The sequence below is a fragment of the Pseudomonas sp. UV AK001 genome, from assembly GCF_046097675.1.
GTDB classification, from domain to species: domain Bacteria; phylum Pseudomonadota; class Gammaproteobacteria; order Pseudomonadales; family Pseudomonadaceae; genus Aquipseudomonas; species Aquipseudomonas kribbensis.
Map to the genome: position 1 here is coordinate 65,155 of NZ_JBJUVZ010000013.1, position 20,625 is coordinate 85,779.

Sequence of the window (20,625 nt, forward strand, 5' to 3'; positions counted from 1 at the left end):
GCAAGTCAGTACGTTACACTGTTGCATTACTGACTTGCGTGTACTGCCATGAAATTCCTTGCCCTCATCACGTCGCTGCTCGTTCTGGCCGGTTGTGCCAGCGGCCCGCGCTACGACACCAGCCATCCTTCTGCCAATCACGACAGCCGCGCGCAATTCGTGATCGTGCATTACACCTCCGCCTCCCTTGAGCGTTCGCTGCAACTGCTGACCCACGGTGAAGTCAGCAGCCACTACCTGATCGGCGACGACAAGAAAGGCACGATCTACAAGCTGATGGACGAAAACCTGCGTGCCTGGCATGCCGGTGAAAGCGAATGGCAAGGACGTACCTGGCTCAACTCAAGCTCCATCGGCATCGAAATCGTCAACCCGGGCTTCAAGGACACTCCGACAGGGCGCGTGTGGTTTCCGTACAGCGAAGCCCAGGTTCAGTCGCTGATCGTCTTGCTCAAGGACATCAGCAAACGCAACGGCATCAGCCCGGACCACATCATCGGCCACAGCGATATCGCACCGCTGCGCAAGCTTGATCCGGGTCCATTGTTTCCGTGGAAGCGCCTGGCTGCCGAAGGCCTTGGCTTGTGGCCGGACGAACAAGCCGTTGCCCGCCAGCAGGTGCGATTCGACGTCGAGTTGCCGAGCATCAGCTGGTTCCAGGCGCAACTGGCGCGCCTGGGTTACGCAACGCCGCAGAACGGCGAGCTGGACGTGGCGACCCGCCATGTACTCGCAGCCTTCCAGATGCACTTCCGCCCTGCCCGCTTCGACGGCACGCCGGATGCGCAAACGGCAGCGTTGCTGCTGGTGTTGAATCAGACAAAATAATGACGCCCGCCCGACGGTCAGGGCGAAAACGCAATCAGCAGCTATAACTCATTGGTAATTCTTCGGATATCCATATGGTTGCTACCCGAGAGACGCTGCGTAGCTGGTTTTATCGTCCGTGGTTTCTGGCGATGCTGGCGGCTGTCCTCAGTGCAGGCCTGTTGATCACCGGCGGGCTGTTCGTCGCCATGCATCAGGTCGAACAGAGCGAAAGCCAGGAAATGAACGCCCAGGGCGAGCGCTTCCTGGCTCGCCTCGAGCAATTGTTCGGCCAGTTGCGCGAGAGTCTGGACGATCTGGAAGCCCAGCCATTGCGCAGCTGCGATGACGAAATGATCGCCACGCTGCAGCAAGTGACCTTCAACTACCGCTTCGTCTATGAAGCCGCCTACATGGATGCGTCACGCATCTGCTCCAACCGCCCGCGTCAGGAAGGCCTGTCAGTCGTCCGCCCGCCGGACATCAAGGGCCCGACCTACAGCTACTGGCTGAACACCACCACCGAACCCGACGAAAACCGCGCAGCGCTGATGCTCGGCCGCGGCAACTTTCGCGTGGCCACCTCTCGCGGGCACCTGACCGACATGGTCGACCTGTCTCCCGACAGCAGCCTGCTGGTGGTGCTGGATCACGGGACCCGGGCGATTCCGGTGCTCGGCGTGCCACAGGCCTGGCCGCCCACTGAGCCGTGGCCACCTAAATCCACTGACGCGTTACAAGTCACCCAGACGCGTCTGATCTATCGCATGCCCACCGACAACCCGGAATATCAGCTGGTGCTGATCAGTCCGCGCACGGGCATGCACATTCCGGAGCTGTGGTGGTGGATGGTGCCGTTCTGTCTGGTACTCGGAGCGCTGGTGGGTGTTCTGGTGTTCTGGATCGTGCGCCAGCGTCAGTCGCTGGACGCCGAGCTTCACGGAGCGATTCGTCGTGGCGAGTTGCAGGTGCTGTATCAACCGATCTTCGATCTCGACAGCCGCAACTGCGTCGGCGCCGAAGCCTTGCTGCGCTGGCGCCGGCCGGACGGCACGCTGACCAGCCCCGACCTGTTTATCCCGATGGCGGAAAACACCGGGCAGATCCGCCAGATGACCGACTTCGTCCTCCAGCGCCTGCTGGAGCAACTGGGCCAATTGCTGCGGGCCAACCCGCAGTTGTACATCTCGGTGAACCTGGCGGCATGCGATGTGATGGTGCCGCGCATTGGTCAGGTCATGGCGCGACTGCTGAGCCTGCACCGGGTGGCAGCGCGGCAGATTGCGTTCGAAGTGACCGAGCGCGGCCTGATCGATGTGGTGGTGGCCCGGGAAAACCTGCAAGCGCTGCGCGATGTCGGTCATCAAGTGCTGATCGACGATTTCGGCACCGGCTATTGCAGCCTCGCCTACCTGCAGACCCTGCCCGTGGACTGCCTGAAAATCGACAAGGCCTTCATCGACGCCCTCGGCCATGACGCGGCCAGCAGCGGCGTGGCGCCGCACATCATTCACATGGCCCAGGCACTGGATCTGAAGGTGATTGCCGAAGGTATCGAGCATGAATCCCAGGCGGCACTGCTCAGCAGCGAAGGCGTGAAGTTCGGTCAGGGCTGGCTGTTCGCCCATGCCTTGAGCGCCGTGCAATTCATCGAGCTGATTACCCGGGGACGGCGGCTCGCCGGCCGCCGGATGGACGACGAAGCCTAGACCGCCAGCGCCATGTAGAACTGCGTGCCCTGCCCCGGCCGCGAATAGACGCCCATCCGGCCACCATGCAACTGGACGATTTCCTTGCACAGCGCCAGCCCGAGTCCGGCCCCGCCCTTCTTGCGTCCGACCTGGACGAACGGTTCGAAAATTCGCCCTTGCTGACCGTAGGCGATGCCTTCGCCGTTGTCTTCGACGCTGATAATCACCCGCTCGCCATGCCGGCGTGCCTGCAAACGGATCAGGCCGTCGCGTGCCGTATGGCGCAAGGCGTTGTCGATCAGGTTGTCCAGCACCCGATCCAGTTGGGCCTGATCGGCCTGCAAGCGCGGTAACGGGCTCTGTACCTCGACATTCAATGCCACGCCCTTCTGCGCCGCCGTGTCGGCAAAACGCGATTGCGCCTGAGCCAGCAAATCCTCGATGGAGCACGGCGCCAGCGTGAGTTTCTGCAAACCGCTCTGATAGCGTGAGAAATTCAGCAGGTCGTTGATCAACTGCATCAGGCGCTGCATTTCTTCATTGACCGTGTCGAGCAGATCCGACTCGCGGGATTCCGCCGGAAACTTCGCCCGTTCGCGAAACAGCCCGAACGCCATGTGCATGCCGGTCACTGGCGTGCGCAGTTCGTGGGAGGCACGCAATACGAATTCGCTGCGCACCCGCTCGAACGCGCGCTGTTCGGTGACGTCGTGCAGCACCATCACCGCGCCGAGGATATGCCCCTGAGTATGGCTGACCGGGGTCAGGCTGTAGGTCAGAAGCCGCGACTCGCCGTCAACCTCGATGCTCAAATCTTCCGGCGCGCGCTCAAGGGTGCCGCCGCGCAGCACCAGTTGCAGCTGCGCATCCAGCTCCGGACGTTGCAGCGCACTGCCAAGCCCTTCGCCGAAACGGTCGCTGTCCCAGCCCAATTGCCGCTGGGCAACCGGGTTCAAGTGCTCAAGGTGACCCTGACGGTCGATCATCAACAAACCGTCATCGATGCTGTCGAGCACCGCTTGCAAACGCTGCTGGCCGGCCAGCAGTTCATCGACATTGGTCGCCTGATGCTCGCGCAGCGCTTCGGCCATCAGTCCGAAGCGCCGGGTCAGCAGGTTGATTTCCATCGCCGAAGACACCGGCAAGGTCACTTCGAAATTGCCCTGGCCGATGTTGTCCGCCGCTTTCGCCAGCGCCTCGATCGGTGCACCGAACCGGCGGGCGATTCCCTGGGCGGTGATGAAACCGATGATCAACACCGCCAGCCCCACCAGCCCGAGCAGGCCGGCAATCAGCAAGGCCCGGTCGCGGGCGGCGTGTTGTACGGAGTTGATGTTATCCAGCGCGTGCTTGTGCTCGGCGATCAAGCCGTTGCGCAGAGTGTTGAAGCGTTCACGCAGATCGCCGCTGCCGCTCAGGGCCGCAGCCGGGTCGCGGGACACATCGAAAGCTTGAAGGAAATTCAGATAATCCGCTTTGGCCTGACTGAACCCGTACTGGCGTCCGTCGTCCTTCTGTTCCTGGGCGATGCCCTCGTCGAGCAGTTCGAAGTAATGCTGTTTCGATGCTTCGAAGGCCACCGGATCGGGTTTCTCGGCAAGCATCATGATCAGTTGATCGCCCAGGGTCTGGCGCAGCTTGAGGCCCAGATCGAGGGTGACGAAGTTGTTGCGAATCAGCGCCTCCTGAGTACCGGCCATTTGCATCACACTGACCAGCCCGAGCATCAGCCCGAGCAAGGCCACGGTGATCAGCGCGGAAATGCTCAGAAACAAGCGGGTCCGCAACTTCATCGCCAGTTTCATCGGCGGGCGCTCACAGGTTGTACTGCTTGCGCTTGCGATACAGGGTCGAGGCGTCGATCCCCAGAGTCTTGGCAGCCTGGTCGAGGGTTCCGGCAGTCGCCAGCACCGCGCCGATGTGGGCCTTCTCCAGTTCGTCGAGGCTCAAGGCCGCACCGACGCGCGGCGCATTGTTGGCCGGCTGCTCGGCCATGCCGAGGTGGCTGATTTCCACACGCTCCTGCGGGCAAATGATGCTCGCACGCTCGACCACGTTGCGCAGCTCGCGAATGTTGCCGGGCCAGCGGTAACCCAGCAGTGCTTCCCGGGCTTCGTCACTGAAGCCTCGAGCCGGGCGCGCGTATTCCTTCACGAAGCGGGCGAGGAAACGGTCGGCCAAGGTCAAAATGTCTTCGGCCCGCTCGCGCAGCGGTGGCAAGTGCAGGGTGATGACGTTCAGGCGATACAGCAGGTCTTCACGGAAACGACCGTCGCGCACCATGTCCTCAAGGTTGAGGTTGGTGGCCGCGAGGATGCGCACGTCGGCGCGGCGGGTGACTGGGTCCCCTACCCGTTCGTATTCCTTGTCCTGAATGAATCGCAGCAACTTTGGCTGCAATGTCAGTGGAAAATCGCCGATCTCGTCGAGAAACAGCGTGCCGCCGTCTGCCTGATTGACCCGGCCCAGCGTGCTTTCGCTGGCCCCGGTAAACGCGCCGCGACTGTGACCGAACAGCTCGCTTTCCATCAGCTCGGCGGTCAGCGATGGGCAATTGATGGTGACGCAGGATTTCTTCTCGCGCTTGCTCCAGCCGTGAATCGCCCGGGCCAGTTCACCTTTACCGGTGCCGGACTCGCCGAGGATCAGAATATTGGCATCGGTGCTCGCCACCTGCCGCGCGGTTTCCAGTACGACTTTCATCGCCGGGCTGTGGGAATCGAGACCGTCCTTGGGTTTACGGATCTCGCCTTCGAGTGCTTCCAGACGCGCCGAGAGCTGGCGGACTTCGAGTTGCTTGGCGGTGGCCAGACGCAACTGGTCAGGGCTGCACGGTTTGACCAGATAGTCGGCGGCGCCCGCCTGAATCGCGTCCACCGCCGTATCGACAGCTGAGTGCGCGGTGACGATCACCACCCGCATCCACGGCGCCTGGATGCGCATCTGCGCCAGCACGTCGAGACCGTTGTCTTCGCCGAGGCGCAGATCGAGGAAGCACAGATCGAACACCTGACGTTGCAACAGCGCGTCAGCCTGGGCCGCGCTGTTGGCGGTGGCAACCGTATAGCCTTCATCTTCGAGGCAATAACGGAAGGTTCGCAGGATGGCGGATTCATCATCCACCAGCAGAATGCGGCCTTGATGCTCAGTGGCTGATTCCATTTTTCCTACGCTCCATAAGTGAATGTCTTGGGTTAGTCCCGGAAAAATCGGGCAAGTTGCATGGTTGATTCTGATCGATTCCAGTCATAGCAGGGTAGCTCTCTCCTGCCCTCACGGCTAATTAACTGATTTTGTTGATTTTTTAAACAACCGGCGTTTTTCAGGCATTTGCCTGCTTCCTTTTCTGACATCCGCACGCTGCTCTCAATTCAAAAAGAATGATTTCTCCTACGAAACATTCGTGCATTTCGCACGACCGTGGAGGAGCCATCGTGCAGGATGCGTCGTCTTGATTTCTCATTACGATTGTAACTATCTGATTTTATTGTGTTTTTTAAAACAAAAAAGCTGGCATGCAGGCTGCAATACCTCTCTCAGCCCGGGCAGATATGCGCTGCCCTAACCGAATAAGAGTGAGGAACCCAGGATGACTCGCCAACGTGCCGCCCAAATGCGTATCTCGCCACTGCACCTGCAGCAGGCCCTGTTTGGCGCACTTGCGCTGCTGATTACCCTGATCGCCTGCCAGCAATACCTGCGCTGGGAACAGAGTCAGCAACCTGAGCCCCTGATTTCGATGCAGCACGCGACGCAAACGCACTTCAGCGCCGTCAGCAGCAGCCAGGTCGACAACGGTGCAATGCGCATGATGGATGTCGACCAGCCACAGCCGCTGGGCGACATGCCACGCGAAGAACGCTGGGTTTTCTGATCCACGAATCTGGGCGCCGCTGCGCCGAGACCGGCAACACCCCTAAATAGAAACAAGGAGAATCACCATGTTGAGCTGGGCAATCACATTCCTGATCATTGCCATCATCGCTGCAGTACTGGGCTTCGGTGGTATCGCGGGCACCGCCACGGGTATCGCCAAGATTCTCTTTGTCGTATTCCTGGTGATGTTCATCGCCTCGTTCTTCTTTGGCCGTCGCGGCCGAGGTTGACCATGAGTGCTTTAAAGACACTGGCAGCCGCCCTGCTTCTGGGCGGTAGTGCCATGGCGATGGCGGCCAATGATGGCCAGACGCGGGTCAACGAGCTTCTGAGTTCGGACCCGCACTACAGGGAAACCTGGGAAGGCGTGGTGAAGAAGGAAGAACGCCTGCCGGAATGGGTGATGAACCTCTCCGGTGCGCCGGACCAACAGATGAATGCCGTCACTGAAGATGGCGACAAGTACCTGGTCGGGCCGCTCTGCGAATCGCAGGACAAATGCCTCAACCACCGCTTGATCGTCGCGTTCAGTTTCGACAAGAAACACGCTTACGCCATGCTGGTCGATGTGCCCGAAGGATTGCCGGCCGACAAGTCGCCAACGCGACATGCCACCTACCGCTTCCTCGGCAAACCCGATCAGGGCATGCAGGATCTGTTGATGGAAACGCTGAAGAAAGATCCGAACTGGTATTGAACATGAAGGCAGCCGACAGCTGCTTTCCATTGCGCCCGCCCGAGGAAGGCCGGTGCATGACCAGGGGGCCGGGACGTTCTGACTGTTTCAGGGTCGGAGTGACCTACGGGTACAGGGAGTGCCTGCGATGAGGGCCGGGTCAGGGTAAAAGCTGCGACGCAAGTTCGCCAACCCGGAGCGGTTCGACGGACTTGCGCTGAGCTTTCAAAGTGACAAAACATTGATCCAGAGCGTTCTGCTCATCTTTTTATCGATCACACTGCGCGCGAAAAGCATTTCGCGGTGTTTCCTCGCGACCGTATATCGAGAAAGAGTCGATAAAGCCAGTCGGCGTTTTAGATTCCAAACGTAGGCTTTTTCGGAAAATTTTCGTCGAAATCACTCGTTCAAAAAATAACCAATCTACGCTGTAATGGCCGGTTCACGGCACTTATGCCTGCCGAAATGTCGTATTCGAACCGGTTGGGACGCCAGTTTCATTTAAAAAAGCTCATGCCGATTCGGCATAGGGTAGGCGTTTACGGCATTAGACGGCGCAACCCCGCATCGGAATAGTTGCGCCTTTTTTCGCCTGCCGGAGAGCCGTAAACACGCGCTTCGGGGCACCTTATACGGAGGCAGATGCACAGACTTTTCCGCCAAGAGCGTTCCAGTTCCTGCATGTGCCTTGAGTCAAACGCAAGTAAGGGTAAAGAATATGAAGAAGGCAAAGCTTAGCCTCGCCTGGCAGATCCTCATCGGTCTGGTATTGGGGATTGCAATCGGTGCGTTGCTCAACCATTTCAGTGCCGAAAAGGCCTGGTGGATCAGCAACGTCCTGCAACCGGCAGGCGATATCTTTATCCGTCTGATCAAGATGATCGTGATCCCGATCGTCATTTCTTCCCTTATCGTCGGCATCGCCGGCGTGGGCGACGCCAAGAAGCTCGGGCGTATCGGCCTGAAGACCATCATCTACTTCGAAATCGTCACCACCATCGCCATTGTCGTCGGCCTGCTGCTGGCCAACCTGTTCCATCCGGGTGCGGGCATCGACATGAGCACCCTGGGCACCGTGGACATCTCCAAGTACCAGGCGACCGCCGCCGAGGTACAGCATGAACACGCGTTCATCGAGACCATCCTCAACCTGATCCCGTCGAACATCTTCGCGGCCATGGCCCGCGGCGAAATGCTGCCGATCATCTTCTTCTCCGTGCTGTTCGGTCTCGGCCTGTCGAGCCTGCAGTCGGACCTGCGCGAGCCGCTGGTGAAGATGTTCCAGGGCGTCTCGGAAAGCATGTTCAAAGTCACCCACATGATCATGAACTACGCCCCGATCGGCGTGTTCGCCCTGATCGCGGTGACCGTGGCCAACTTCGGTTTCGCTTCGCTGTTGCCGCTGGCCAAGCTGGTGATCCTGGTTTACGTCGCCATCGCCTTCTTCGCCTTCGTGGTGCTGGGCCTGATCGCCAAGATGTTCGGTTTCTCGGTGATCAAGCTGATGCGCATCTTCAAGGATGAGCTGGTGCTGGCTTACTCCACCGCTTCCTCGGAAACCGTGCTGCCACGCGTGATCGAGAAGATGGAAGCCTACGGCGCACCGAAAGCCATCTGCAGCTTCGTGGTACCGACCGGCTACTCGTTCAACCTCGACGGTTCAACCCTGTACCAGTCCATCGCGGCGATCTTCATTGCTCAGCTGTACGGCATCGACCTGTCGATCAGCCAGCAACTGCTGCTGGTCCTGACCCTGATGGTCACCTCCAAAGGTATCGCCGGCGTGCCGGGCGTGTCCTTCGTGGTGCTGCTGGCCACTCTGGGCAGCGTGGGTATTCCGCTGGAAGGCCTGGCCTTCATCGCCGGTGTCGACCGTGTGATGGACATGGCGCGTACCGCCCTGAACGTGATCGGCAACGCCCTCGCCGTACTGGTCATCGCCCGCTGGGAAGGCATGTACGACGACGCCAAGGGCCAGCGCTACTGGAACTCGCTGCCGCACTGGCGCAGCAAGGAAAAACTGCCGGCCGGTGACGTTTCGAAAAACTGATCCCCGCCTGCAAGGCACCCTGACAAACCCCGGAGAAATCCGGGGTTTGTCGTTTCTGGCGACCCCGCTATCATTCGCCGCATCTTCCGGGGGATTTGACTGATGCTTAATGGCCTGTGGCTTGGCTTCTTCATCGTGGCAGCCGTGTCGGCGCTGGTGCAGTGGCTGGTCGGCGGTAACGCCGGAATCTTTGCGGCGATGGTGGAAAGCATTTTTGCCATGGCCAAGCTGTCGGTCGAGGTCATGGTGTTGCTGTTCGGCACCTTGACCCTGTGGCTGGGATTCCTGCGCATTGCCGAGAAAGCCGGGATTGTCGAATGGCTGGCCAAGGTGCTCGGGCCGCTGTTCCTGCGGCTGATGCCGGAAGTGCCGGCCGGGCATCCGGCGCTGGGCCTGATCACCCTGAACTTCGCCGCCAACGGCCTGGGCCTGGACAACGCCGCCACGCCGATCGGCCTCAAGGCCATGAAGGCGCTGCAAGAGCTCAACCCCAGCTCGACCATTGCCAGCAACGCGCAGATCCTGTTCCTGGTGCTCAACGCTTCGTCCTTGACCCTGCTGCCGGTGACGATTTTCATGTACCGCGCCCAGCAAGGCGCGCCGGACCCGACGCTGGTGTTCCTGCCGATCCTGCTGGCCACCAGTTGCTCGACCATCGTCGGCTTCCTGTCGGTGGCGTTCATGCAGCGCCTGCGGGTCTGGGACCCGGTGGTGCTGGCCTACCTGATTCCCGGCGCGCTGATCCTTGGCGGCTTCATGGCGTTGCTGGCGACGATGTCGGCCACGGCGCTGGCGGGGCTGTCGTCGATCCTCGGCAACCTGACGCTGTTCGGCCTGATCATGTTGTTCCTGGTGATCGGCGCCTTGCGCAAGGTGAAGGTCTACGAGGCGTTCGTAGAAGGTGCCAAGGAAGGTTTCGACGTCGCCAAGAATCTGCTGCCGTATCTGGTGGCGATGCTTTGCGCCATCGGCGTATTGCGCGCGTCAGGCGCACTGGATTTCGGCCTCGACGGCATTCGTCATCTGGTGCAGTGGGCAGGGTGGGACACGCGGTTCGTCGATGCGCTGCCGACCGCGATGGTCAAACCGTTCTCCGGCAGCGCCGCCCGGGCGATGCTGATCGAAACCATGAAGACCTCGGGCGTCGACAGTTTCCCGGCGCTGGTGGCCGCGACGATTCAGGGCAGCACGGAAACCACGTTCTACGTGCTGGCGGTGTACTTCGGAGCGGTGGGTATCCAGCGCGCCCGGCATGCCGTCGGTTGCGCGCTGCTGGCCGAGCTGGCGGGTGTGCTCGGCGCTATCGGCGTGTGCTACTGGTTCTTCGGTTAAGACTCAAGGCCGGGCAGGTGGGGCAACTTTCTGGCCTTGCTCCACCGCCCACGCCACGACTTTCGCGGTGAGGCGATCACTGGCCTGACCGAATCCGGCCACCACCGCCGGAACCTTCACATCACTCAACGGCTGGCGCTCTTCAAAACGACGGCTGGCGAGAATCTTCTGGTCATAGCCGCGCACCAGCAACGCATCGACCCGCACCACGACGCTGGCCTGATTGTCCTGATATTCAGTCTGGAACGCCTGCAAGCTGCCGCCCAGTTCCAGATCCGCAGCAAAATTGCTGTCGTCGGTGCTGAGCAACGTCACCCGGCCATCACGCGCAAAGCCATCGAGCAGCCGATTGCGCACCAGCACCGGCGCCGGATCACTCCAGCGCGAAGCCTTGTAGGTGCTGATCACATCGCCCTGGGGAATCACGGCGATGCCCGGACGGTTCAGCGCTTCGCTGGCCTGCAATTTGTTCAGGCGCAGCGACCAGTGTTGAGCCGCCGAACTGGCCGAGGCAGCCGCCTGTGCGGCCGGCAGGCGGTAAACGTCCAGCGGCTCGGACTTGGGCAGGATCGAGCAGGCGCCGATCAGCGTGAAGCCGGCGAGGAGGGCGAGGCGAGTCAGCTTCATGGCGTGAACTCCTTGTTCTTTTCACTGCCCAGCAGGTAACCGCTGGGGTTGGCCTCCAGACGTTGGGAAATGGCCCGCAGCGAAGTCAGGGTTTCACGCAGTTCGCGCACTGCCGGCGCGAGGCCGTTGAGGCCCTGCATGCCGCTGTCGAGGGAATTCTGATTCTTGCTGAGCAAGCCGTTGATGGTGGCGCTGCTTTGCTCAAGCGACTTCATCGCTTGTTCGGCGCTACCCAACGCCTGCTTGCCCTGATCGTTGAGCAGGCCGTTGGCGTTGCGCATCAGCGCCGAAGTCTGCTCGAGCATGCTGCCAGCCTGTTTGCCGACGGTTGCCAGTTGTTGCATGGCCTGGCGCAAATCACCGCGCTGATCGTTGATCGAGCCGGTGGTCTGTTCCAGGTGTTCGAGGGTTTTGCTCACGCGCTCGATGTTGTCGGCGGAGAACATCTGATTGGCGTTGTTCAGCAGCGTGCTGACCCCGCTCATCAGGTCGTTGCTGTCGTTAAGCAGCCGAGAGATAGGCGAGGGTGAGGCAACGATGGTCGGCAGTTCGCCGTCCTTGCCACGCAGTTTCGGGCTCTCTGGCGTGCCGCCGCTGAGCTGGATGATCGAGGTGCCGGTGATCCCGGCCAGGGCCAGTTTGGCCAGGGTGTCTTCCTTGACCGGCGTGTCGCCGCCAAGGCGAATCCGCGCCAGCACCCGGCGCGGGTCCTTCGGGTCGAGCCGCAGGCTGACCACGTCGCCGACCTTGATCCCGCTGTACTGCACCGGGCTGCCCCGGGACAGGCCGCTGACCGCCTCGTTGAAGACGATTTCGTAATCCTTGAACTCGGTGTCGACGCTGGACTTGGCCAGCCACAGACCGAAGAGCAGGGCGCCGGCCACCACAATCACCGTGAACAGGCCGATCAACACATGATGGGCTCGGGTTTCCATGTCAGACCTCGTTGAGCAGTTTGGCGGCGTCCAGCGCCGAGCGGCCGCGAGGGCCGTGGAAATATTCGTGAATCCACGCGTCGTCGGTTTCCGAGACAACGTCGATGGGCCCGGCCACCAGCACTTTTTTCTGCGCCAGCACCGCCACCCGGTCGGTGATGGTGTAGAGCGTGTCGAGGTCGTGGGTCACCAGAAACACGCTCAGGCCCAAGGCATCGCGCAGGGTCAGGATCAATTGGTCGAACTGCGCCGCGCCAATCGGATCGAGTCCGGCAGTGGGTTCGTCGAGAAACAGGATGTCCGGATCCAGCGCCAGCGCCCGAGCCAGCGCCGCGCGCTTGATCATGCCGCCGGACAAGGACGCCGGGTATTTGTCCGCCGCCGACAGCGGCAGCCCGGCCAGCGCCAGCTTCACCGCCGCCAGGTGCTCGGCGTCGTCACGGCTCAGGCCGGCGTGCTCGATGAGGGGCAGGGCGACGTTCTCGGTGACGGTCAGCGAAGAGAACAGAGCGCCTTTCTGGAACAGCACGCCAAAGCGCCGCTCGACCAACGACCGCTCGTGCTCGGACAGGCTCGGCAGGTTCTGGCCGAACACTTTCACGTTGCCTTCGCTGGGCCGGCGCAAGCCGACGATGCTGCGCAGCAGCACCGATTTGCCGCTGCCGGAACCGCCGACCACGGCGAGGATTTCGCCTTTGTACAAGTCCAGGTCGAGGTTCTCGTGCACGCTCTGGCTGCCGAAGCGATTGCACAGGCCACGGACTTCGATCACCGCCTCGGACGGCATGCGGGGTAGACGACTCACCAGCCCATCTCCATGAAGAACAGCGCGGCGACCGCATCAAGCACGATCACCACGAAGATCGATTGCACCACGCTCGAGGTGGTGTGGGCGCCGACCGATTCGGCGCTGCCACTGACCTTGAAGCCTTCCAGACAGCCGATGGCGGCAATCAGGAACGCGAAGATCGGGGCTTTGACCAGGCCAACCAGGAAATGTTGAATCCCTATGTCGCTTTGCAGCAGCGACAGGAACATCGCCGGCGAAATATCCAGCGACACGGCGCAGACCACCGCGCCACCGATGATCCCGCAGATCATTGCGAGGAAGGTCAGCATCGGCAGAGCCACCAGCAACGCCAGCACCCGCGGCACCACCAGCAACTCCATGGGGTCGAGGCCGAGGGTGCGAATGGCGTCGATTTCCTCGTTCGCCTTCATCGAGCCGATCTGCGCGGTGAAGGCACTGGCGGTACGGCCAGCCATCAGGATCGCCGTGAGCAGCACGCCGAATTCGCGCAGGAAGGCGAAGCCCACCAGATCCACGGTGAACACGCTGGCGCCGAAACTGGCCAGCACCGTCGCCCCGAGAAACGCCACCACCGCGCCCACCAGAAAGGTCAGCAACGCCACGATGGGCGCGGCGTCGAGGCCGGTCTGTTCGATGTGCGCGATCATCGGCGTGATCCGCCAGCGCTTGGGCCGGAACAGACTGCGAGCAATGGTTTCGAGGATCAGGCCGACGAAGCCGAGCAATTGCAGGGTGTCTTGCCAGACCGTGTCGACGGCCCGGCCGATGCGGGTCAGCAGCTGCACGCTGACGCTGATTTCCGGCTCCTTGATCGGCACGCAGAAGTCGGTCAGCGAGCGATACACGGTTTGCAGCAACGCGCGGTCGGCCGTGGAAATCGTGCAGTCGGGATGTTCGGCGGATTTGCCCAGTCGCTCGGAGCCGAGCAGTTCCACCAGCAGCGAGGCGCCGGCGGTGTCGAGGGCGCCGAGGCCGTTGAGATCGATGGTGGTGCTGGCGTCGTACTGACCGCGGAGCGTTTCGCTCAGGTGCTTGAGTTCAGCGTAATGGGCGAGCGTCCAGTCCCCGGTGACCCGCAGACGGGCAGGGCTGATCGTGGTGTCCAGTCGGGCATTACCGGTCATCGAGCTGCTGGTCATAAGCTCCGTGCTTGTTCGGCTGAATTCGCGAACCTACGTAATAGCACGAACCGGATTACTTTTCTTTGGTCGGTGTGCTGTCCGTGACTTCGAAGCGCAGCACGCCGATCACCTGGTCGTCCTCTGTCAGCACCCGCACCTGCCAGTCACCGACCGGGTTGCCGGGGAAAACCTGCTTGTGGGTCCACGCCCGGTAGCCTTCCTTGCGCCCGCCATGAATGTCGAGGGCAATGCGGTCGACCTCTTTGCCGTTGAACTGCCACACGTGATAGATCCGCTCATCGAGCCCGCGCGGTGCGTTGATCGCGGTGTAGGCGTAGAGCCCGCCGTTGCGGATCTGCTCGGCGCTGACTTGTTCGAGGCTGGCGCCGGGAGTGCGATCCTGCAACTGGGTGCTGATCGCCACATCGGTCATCCACAGCGTCGCCGGCGGCACCCACGAACGCAGCACCCAACCGACGCCGCCGATACCAATGGTGATGCTGAGGATCGCCAGCGCGTTGCGCACGGTGCGGATCGGGAAGATCGACGCCAGGCTCGGGAATGACAGCACCACGGCAGTCCCCAGCGCCCATTTGAAACTCTGCGACGTGGTCAGGTGCATGATCACCGGCAGCGCAGTGAGCAAGGCAGCGAACAGCGTCAGGGTATGCAACGCAAGGAACGCCCAGCGCCGGGGCGCCAGCCATTTGTAGTAGAGCGGATCGACGATCGAGATCAGCGCGGCGATGCACAGCAGACCGGTGAACACCAGTTGGCCGCTGTTCCAGGTGGTGGTGATAAAGAAGAACGGCAGGACGAAAAACAGGCTTTCCTGGTGAATCATCTGCGTCGCATAACGCAGCAGCGGCTGGGGGATTTCCCGTTTGAAAACCCGCGTGAACAGCTCTGTCAGGCTGTTTTCCAGCATCAGCCAGATCCAGCTCAGCAGCATGATCGTGGTGATCCAGCTCGCCAGCCCCTGTTGCCGGTCGACCAGGATGAAACTGCCGACTCCGGAGATGAAACCACCAAGCGCAATGACCCCGGGGTAGCGCTTCATCAGTTCGAGGATGCGCTGGATCAGGAGGGTCAATTTGGGCATTTGGGCGGTTCACGACAGTCGAAGAAAAAAACCTCGACAGAGTACCGCCCGCCGGGGGCTGTGGCGAGGCTGTCGATCAGTCTGAAGGCACGGATTTACGCCGGCGCAGATGCCAGCCGAGCAGGACAAGCCCCAGAACACCGACCGCGCCGCCAATCAGCCACAGCACCTGATCGTCACTGAACAACGGCTTCTCGATCCGCAGATACCCCGGCTGCAACAGCAATTCACGCATGGCCTTGTTCGCCGCTTCCAGCGTGACCCCTTGCAGTTCCCGGGCGGGATCGGCGAAGCGGCCATCTTCGTAGTCGCCCAGCGCGCTCCAGTAATAGTCGGCCATGCCGCTGTTGCCTTGCACGGCCCAGGCCTGATGGGCGATGGCTGCCTGTTTGATGCGATTGAAGGTATCGGCATCGAGGCCGTTTTTCAGCAGGCTGGCCTTGAGGTCTTCCAGCACCTGTTCGGCTTCGCTGATGTCACCACGATCCAGATCGGCGTTGAGGCTCATGAAGCCGACACCGCCGAACACCTCGCGCTCGGCCCAGGGCCCGTAGGACAGGCCATGGTTCAGGCGCAACTCGCGGTACAGCGCCCACTCCAGATATTCCTTGAGCAGGTCGAAAGTCTCGTCGTACTGGTCGTCGAGCATCGGCTCCGGCACCAGCCAGTGCAACTTGGCGCCGTTGCCGATGAAACCGCGAGTGATCGTGCGTTCGTGAGCAGCGCTGGTGCGGATGTCCGGCAGCGATCGGTGCTCGCTCGGATCGACCGCCTCGAGCGCGCCCCACGCCCGCTCGAGATAGGCCGGCAGCAGCTTGTCGAGGTCACCGACGACGATCAGGGTCATGTTGTTCGGCGCGTACCAGGCCTTGCGCACCTTATCCAGTTGCTCCCGGGTCAGGCCCTCGACTTCGGCCCGTTGCGGGCATTTCAGGCCCAACTCGACCGCCAATTGATTGCTCGCACTGTGGCCCAGATCCTGACGGTCGAGAAAGCGCCGCAGACGGGTGTAATGGCCGCCATCCTCGCGCTCGACCACCCGTTTGGCGGCGTTGATCGCGTTGTCGTCGAAACGGGTCTGGGTCAGCAGGTCCAGCAACAGGTCGAGCACCTTGCGCTGGTTTTTCGCCGGGGCTTCGATGACGAAGGTGGTGTCGGCGTTGCTGGTGAAGGCATTCCAGTCGCCGCCCAGGGCCTGCATACGCTCTTCGAGGCCGCCTTCGCCGGTGGCGTCGATGCCGCTGAACAGCAGGTGTTCGAGCAGGTGCGGCAGCTCCTTTTCATTGCAGTCGAAGTCGTCGAGGCCGACGCCCACCACCAGCCGGATCGCCACATGCCCGCGTTCGGTGCCGGGCTTGAGCAGCAGTTGCAGGCCGTTGGGCAGGGCATAGCCTTCGACCTGGAAGCGATCCAGGGCGAAGGCGGGCAGGGAACCGAGCAACAGACAAGCGAACAACAGGCAACGCATAACGAGCTTCCATACAGCTGAATTGGAGATCCGTGTCATCAGTCCGGCCGCGAGGCCGAGCCTTGAGTTACTGACTGACCACAACCCCAGACGTTCAAGGCGAATGCGTGATGTCAGCCATTTCATCCGCTGCCAATGCTCCGGTGTCGGAGGTTTCAAGCACCACGTACGCGCTGCTGCAGAACAGCGAGTTCAAACGTTTCATGTCGGCAATCAACTCCAGGTGCAAAGAACTGGTCTCGATACTTTGCACGATCTTGCGTTGCAAACGGCTGACATGGGCGTGAGCCAGACGGCGTTCCTGGGCGCGGAAGCGACGTTTCTCCCGCAACAACTGGCGAGCGCTTTCCTTGTCACCACTGAGAAACACCGACAGCCCGAGCCGCAGGTTGGCGATCAATTGCTGGTGCAGCCCGGCAAGCTCTTCCAGCCCGTCTTCGGAAAACGAACGGCGTTGCGAAGTCTTCTGCTGCTGGATTTTGCGCAGCATGCGTTCGATCAGGTCGCTGGCGAGCTTGAGGTTGATCGCCAGTTCGATGATTTCCGCCCAGCGCCGACTGTCCTGCTCACCGAGATCCTCCCGGGGCATCTGCGCCAGATACAGCTTGATCGCGCTGTACAGCGCCTCGACGTCATCGGTCAGTTTGCGCATTTCCTGGGTGACGGCGGTCTGTTTGCCGCGGAGCACATCGAGGGCGGCATCGAGCATGTTGTCGATCAGGTCGCCCATGCGCAGGGTTTCCCGGGCGGCGTTGGCCAGCGCCAGGCTTGGCGTGACCAGTGCCGTCGCGTCGAGGTGACGGGGTTTGGCGGTGCCGTTGACCTCGGGGCGCTCCGGCAGCAACCACGCACACAACCGCGCCATGGGCGCGACCGTCGGCAATAGGATCAGGCAGCGCGCGGTGTTGTAGAGCAGGTGGAAGCCGATGACCATTTCCTGCGGGCTGTAATCGAGGTTGTCGATCCAGTGCGCCAACGGATCGAGCACCGGAATGATCAGCAACAGCCCAATGAGTTTGTACAACAGGCTGCCCAGCGCCACCTGGCGGCCGGCGGCGTTCTGCATGCTGGTGCTCATGAACGCCAGCACGCCGCTGCCGATGTTGGCACCGATCACCAGACCGATCGCCACCGGCAGGCTGATCACATTGGCGCCGGCCAGGGTCGCGGTCAGCAGCACGGCGGCCAGGCTGGAGTAGGAAATCATCGCGAACAATGCACCGACCAGGGCGTCGAGCAGGATGTCACCGGTCAGCGAGGCAAAAATCACCTTCACGCCTTTTGCGTGGGTGATCGGCCCGGCAGCCTCGACGATCAATTGCAGCGCCAGAATGATCAGCCCCAGCCCGATAGCCACACGGCCCATCTGCCCGAGCCGCGTCTGTTTGCGCGAGAGAAAGAAAATCACCCCGAGGAAAATCAGCAGCGGCGACAGCCACGACAGGTCGAACGTCAGCACCCGCGCCATCAACGCCGTACCGACGTCGGCGCCGAGCATGGTGGTCAGGGCCGGGGTCAGCGCCATCAGGCCCTGGCCGACGAAGGAGGTGACGAGCATGGCGGTGGCGTTGCTGCTCTGCACCATGGCGGTCACGAGGATGCCGGCGATGAACGCGAGCCAGCGCCTGGACATGTTCTGGCCGATCACATGCCGCAGATTGGTGCCGTACACCCGCAGGATGCCGGTTCGAACGATGTGCGTGCCCCAGATCAGCAAGGCCACGGCAGAAAGCAGATTGAGCAGGGTTAGCATGCAGACCCCCTGTATTTGCAGCGCCCCAAAGGGGCAAGTTGACGATACCGCGCGGTTTCTACGTGTTGTTCTTAAGCTGTAGTTGGCTAACGGTCCGGGCGCCAGCATTGCACAGCTAAAGTGCGGATTGAAACAAAAGCGTCATGAAAACAGCTTCATGCGGCCATGAAAAAAGGGCCCGAAGGCCCTTTGATCATTCGCGCAGTTCGGGTTACTGACCCGGAATATCCTTACGCAGTTTCACCGGATCCTGCTGTTGTTTCTTCTTGGCCATCGCGCCACGCAGCTTGATGTTGATCGCTTCGACCGCCAGCGAGAACGCCATGGCGAAGTAGACGTAGCCTTTCGGTACGTGCACGTCGAACGCTTCGGCGATCAGCACGGTGCCGACCACCAGCAGGAACGACAGCGCGAGCATTTTCAGCGACGGGTGCTTGTCGATGAACTCGCTGATCTTGCCCGAGGCCGCCATCATCACCAGCACCGCCACGATAATTGCCGCCACCATCACCGGCACATGGGACACCATGCCGACGGCGGTGATGACCGAGTCCAGCGAGAACACGATGTCGATGATCGCGATCTGGATGATGGTGTAGAGGAAGTTGCCGCCCTTGCCGCCGGGCGTCTCGTCGCTTTCGTCTTCACCTTCCAGCGCGTGGTACATCTCCTGGGAGCTTTTCCACAGCAGGAACAGGCCACCGAAGAACAGGATCAGGTCACGCCCGGAAATACCCTGGCCGAACACCACGAACAGGTCGGCGGTGAGGCGCATGACCCAGGTGATCGACAGCAGCAACAGGATCCGCGTGATCATGGCCAGGCCAAGACCGAAGATCCGGGTGCGCTGCTGCATGTGTTTGGGCATGCGGCTGACCAGGATCGAAATCATGATGATGTTATCGATGCCCAGGACGATTTCCAGGGCGGTCAGGGTGAAGAAGGCAACCCAGATCTCAGGGTTGGTCAGCCATTCCATGTGTATTCCTTTGAGCGTGTGTTAAACCAGGACGCCAGCAAGCAGCTGGCGCTCTGGTGAGTTGATGCCGTTACAAAGTGCTGAACAGCGGGAAAGTCCCCAACAACAGTGCGGCGGCCAGTATGCACAGGCAGACCAGCACTGCCCACTTCAGGGTGAAACGCTGGTGATCGCCGAACTCGATCCCGGCCAGTGCCACCAGCAGATACGTCGACGGCACCAACGGGCTCAGCAGGTGAACCGGCTGACCGACGATCGAGGCGCGGGCCATTTCCACGGCGGTGATGCCGTAATGGCTGGCCGCTTCCGACAGCACCGGCAGCACACCGTAGTAGAACGCGTCGTTCGACATGAAGAACGTGAACGGCATGCTCACCAGCGCGGTAATTACCGCCAAATACGGGCCGAGGAAATCAGGGATCACCGCCAGCAGGCTTTTCGACATGGCATCGACCATGCCGGTGCCCGACAGGATACCGGTGAAGATGCCCGCCGCGAAGATCAGACTGACCACCGACAGCACGCTGCCGGCGTGAGCCGCGACGCGATCCTTCTGCATTTGCAGGCAAGGGTAGTTGACGATCATGGCAATACTGAACGCCACCATGAACAGCACCGGCAGCGGCAGCAGGCCGGCGATCAGGGTGCACATCAGCGCCAGGGTCAGCAGGCCGTTGAACCAGATCAGCTTCGGACGACGGGCATCCGGGAATTGCGACACGCTGATTTCGCTGTGATCGATTTCGTCGCCGATCAGGTGCAGCTCACCCAGACGCGCACGTTCACGTTTGCCGTAGAAGTAGGCAATGATCAGGATCGCGATCACACCGGCGCCCATGGCCGGGATCATCGGCACGAAGATGTCCGAAGGGTCCACGTGCAGCGCACTGGCGGCACGGGCAGTCGGGCCGCCCCACGGGGTCATGTTCATCACGCCGCCGGCGAGGATGATCAGGCCGGCCATGATCCGTGGGCTCATGCCGATGCGGCTGTACAGCGGCAGCATGGCGGCCACGCAGATCATGTAAGTGGTCGCGCCGTCACCATCGAGGGAAACGACGAGCGCCAGTACGGCGGTGCCGACCGAAACCTTCAGCGGATCGCCCTTGACCAGTTTGAGGATCTTGCGCACGGCCGGGTCGAACAGGCCGGAATCGATCATCAGGGCGAAATACAGAATCGCGAACATCAGCATCACGCCGGTCGGCGCAAGCTTGGTAATACCTTCGAGCATCATCGGGCCGATCTTCGGGGCGAAGCCACCGAACAGGGCGAACAGGATCGGGATGATGATCAGAGCGATCAGCGCAGACAGGCGCTTGGTCATGATCAGGAACATGAACGTGATGACCATGGCGAAGCCAAGGAAAGTCAGCATGGGAATACTCCAGGCGTAG

General features: G+C 61.4%; 18 protein-coding genes. 7 read left to right on the forward strand and 11 right to left on the reverse strand.

The features are described 5' to 3' along the window. Positions 1-48: 48 nt before the first annotated feature. Together ACKLNA_RS27170 and ACKLNA_RS27175 are read left to right on the forward strand one after the other, a co-directional pair. Positions 49-828: an N-acetylmuramoyl-L-alanine amidase gene (locus ACKLNA_RS27170; RefSeq protein ID WP_408987669.1), complete on the forward strand. Its 780-nt coding sequence runs from the start codon at positions 49-51 to the stop codon at positions 826-828. A 74-nt stretch (positions 829-902) separates the two neighbouring features. Beyond that, positions 903-2,516, forward strand: coding sequence for an EAL domain-containing protein (locus tag ACKLNA_RS27175; protein WP_085713050.1), 1,614 nt, complete (start codon positions 903-905; stop codon positions 2,514-2,516). Here the strand turns inward: ACKLNA_RS27175 and ACKLNA_RS27180 are convergent. Both ACKLNA_RS27180 and algB read right to left on the reverse strand, forming a co-directional pair. Further along, complete coding sequence (locus tag ACKLNA_RS27180; protein ID WP_408987670.1) at positions 2,513-4,303, reverse strand: KinB sensor domain-containing domain; 1,791 nt, start codon at positions 4,301-4,303, stop codon at positions 2,513-2,515. The two genes, ACKLNA_RS27175 and ACKLNA_RS27180, sit on opposite strands and share 4 nt — an antisense overlap. Positions 4,304-4,313: 10 nt before the next feature. Further along, positions 4,314-5,660 (reverse strand): sigma-54-dependent response regulator transcription factor AlgB, encoded by a 1,347-nt coding sequence (gene algB, locus ACKLNA_RS27185; RefSeq protein WP_025112294.1) that lies wholly within the window; start codon positions 5,658-5,660, stop codon positions 4,314-4,316. 427 nt (positions 5,661-6,087) lie between these two features. On the opposite strand from algB, the gene ACKLNA_RS27190 reads away from it, so the two are divergent. The 5 genes from ACKLNA_RS27190 to ACKLNA_RS27210 all read left to right on the forward strand — a co-directional run bounded on the left by ACKLNA_RS27190 (position 6,088) and on the right by ACKLNA_RS27210 (position 10,432). Next, the gene (locus ACKLNA_RS27190) at positions 6,088-6,372 is read left to right on the forward strand and encodes a hypothetical protein (protein WP_408987671.1); all 285 of its coding nucleotides are present in this window, start codon (positions 6,088-6,090) and stop codon (positions 6,370-6,372) included. Positions 6,373-6,439: 67 nt separating this feature from the next. Then, on the forward strand, positions 6,440-6,604 hold the full coding sequence (locus ACKLNA_RS27195; RefSeq protein WP_003177151.1) for a DUF1328 domain-containing protein: 165 nt from the start codon (positions 6,440-6,442) through the stop codon (positions 6,602-6,604). A 2-nt stretch (positions 6,605-6,606) separates the two neighbouring features. Continuing rightward, entirely contained in the window at positions 6,607-7,071 is a 465-nt protein-coding gene (locus tag ACKLNA_RS27200) for an inhibitor of vertebrate lysozyme family protein (protein ID WP_408987672.1), read from the forward strand. Positions 7,072-7,768: 697 nt separating this feature from the next. Continuing rightward, positions 7,769-9,100, forward strand: coding sequence for a glutamate/aspartate:proton symporter GltP (gene gltP, locus ACKLNA_RS27205; RefSeq protein ID WP_085612511.1), 1,332 nt, complete (start codon positions 7,769-7,771; stop codon positions 9,098-9,100). Positions 9,101-9,202: 102 nt separating this feature from the next. After that, a complete protein-coding gene (locus ACKLNA_RS27210) occupies positions 9,203-10,432 on the forward strand; it encodes a nucleoside recognition domain-containing protein (protein ID WP_085713054.1) in 1,230 nt (409 codons plus the stop codon). 3 nt (positions 10,433-10,435) lie between these two features. Here ACKLNA_RS27210 and ACKLNA_RS27215 read toward each other — a convergent pair whose 3' ends face one another. The 9 genes from ACKLNA_RS27215 to ACKLNA_RS27255 form a co-directional block, all read right to left on the reverse strand. Beyond that, the gene (locus ACKLNA_RS27215; RefSeq protein WP_408987673.1) at positions 10,436-11,059 is read right to left on the reverse strand and encodes an ABC-type transport auxiliary lipoprotein family protein; all 624 of its coding nucleotides are present in this window, start codon (positions 11,057-11,059) and stop codon (positions 10,436-10,438) included. Next, positions 11,056-11,994, reverse strand: a complete 939-nt coding sequence (locus tag ACKLNA_RS27220) for an MlaD family protein (protein ID WP_085713056.1) — start codon at positions 11,992-11,994, stop codon at positions 11,056-11,058. The genes ACKLNA_RS27215 and ACKLNA_RS27220 overlap by 4 nt, the downstream gene beginning before the upstream one ends. A 1-nt stretch (position 11,995) precedes the next feature. Continuing rightward, positions 11,996-12,781, reverse strand: coding sequence for an ABC transporter ATP-binding protein (locus ACKLNA_RS27225; protein WP_305834599.1), 786 nt, complete (start codon positions 12,779-12,781; stop codon positions 11,996-11,998). A gap of 14 nt (positions 12,782-12,795) precedes the next feature. Beyond that, positions 12,796-13,944, reverse strand: a complete 1,149-nt coding sequence (locus tag ACKLNA_RS27230; RefSeq protein ID WP_085713058.1) for an ABC transporter permease — start codon at positions 13,942-13,944, stop codon at positions 12,796-12,798. Positions 13,945-13,999: 55 nt separating this feature from the next. Next, positions 14,000-15,028 carry a DUF5924 family protein gene (locus tag ACKLNA_RS27235; protein WP_119429912.1) on the reverse strand — a complete coding sequence of 343 codons (1,029 nt, stop codon included), beginning with the start codon at positions 15,026-15,028 and terminating at the stop codon, positions 14,000-14,002. Positions 15,029-15,104: 76 nt separating this feature from the next. Continuing rightward, complete coding sequence (locus ACKLNA_RS27240) at positions 15,105-16,496, reverse strand: M16 family metallopeptidase (protein ID WP_408987674.1); 1,392 nt, start codon at positions 16,494-16,496, stop codon at positions 15,105-15,107. Between the two features lie 94 nt (positions 16,497-16,590). Next, positions 16,591-18,249, reverse strand: a complete 1,659-nt coding sequence (locus ACKLNA_RS27245; RefSeq protein WP_134828627.1) for a Na/Pi cotransporter family protein — start codon at positions 18,247-18,249, stop codon at positions 16,591-16,593. A 211-nt stretch (positions 18,250-18,460) separates the two neighbouring features. Then, positions 18,461-19,228: a TerC family protein gene (locus ACKLNA_RS27250; protein ID WP_408987675.1), complete on the reverse strand. Its 768-nt coding sequence runs from the start codon at positions 19,226-19,228 to the stop codon at positions 18,461-18,463. A gap of 70 nt (positions 19,229-19,298) precedes the next feature. Then, positions 19,299-20,606, reverse strand: a complete 1,308-nt coding sequence (locus ACKLNA_RS27255) for a CitMHS family transporter (RefSeq protein WP_085713065.1) — start codon at positions 20,604-20,606, stop codon at positions 19,299-19,301. Between the last annotated feature and the right edge of the window lie 19 nt (positions 20,607-20,625).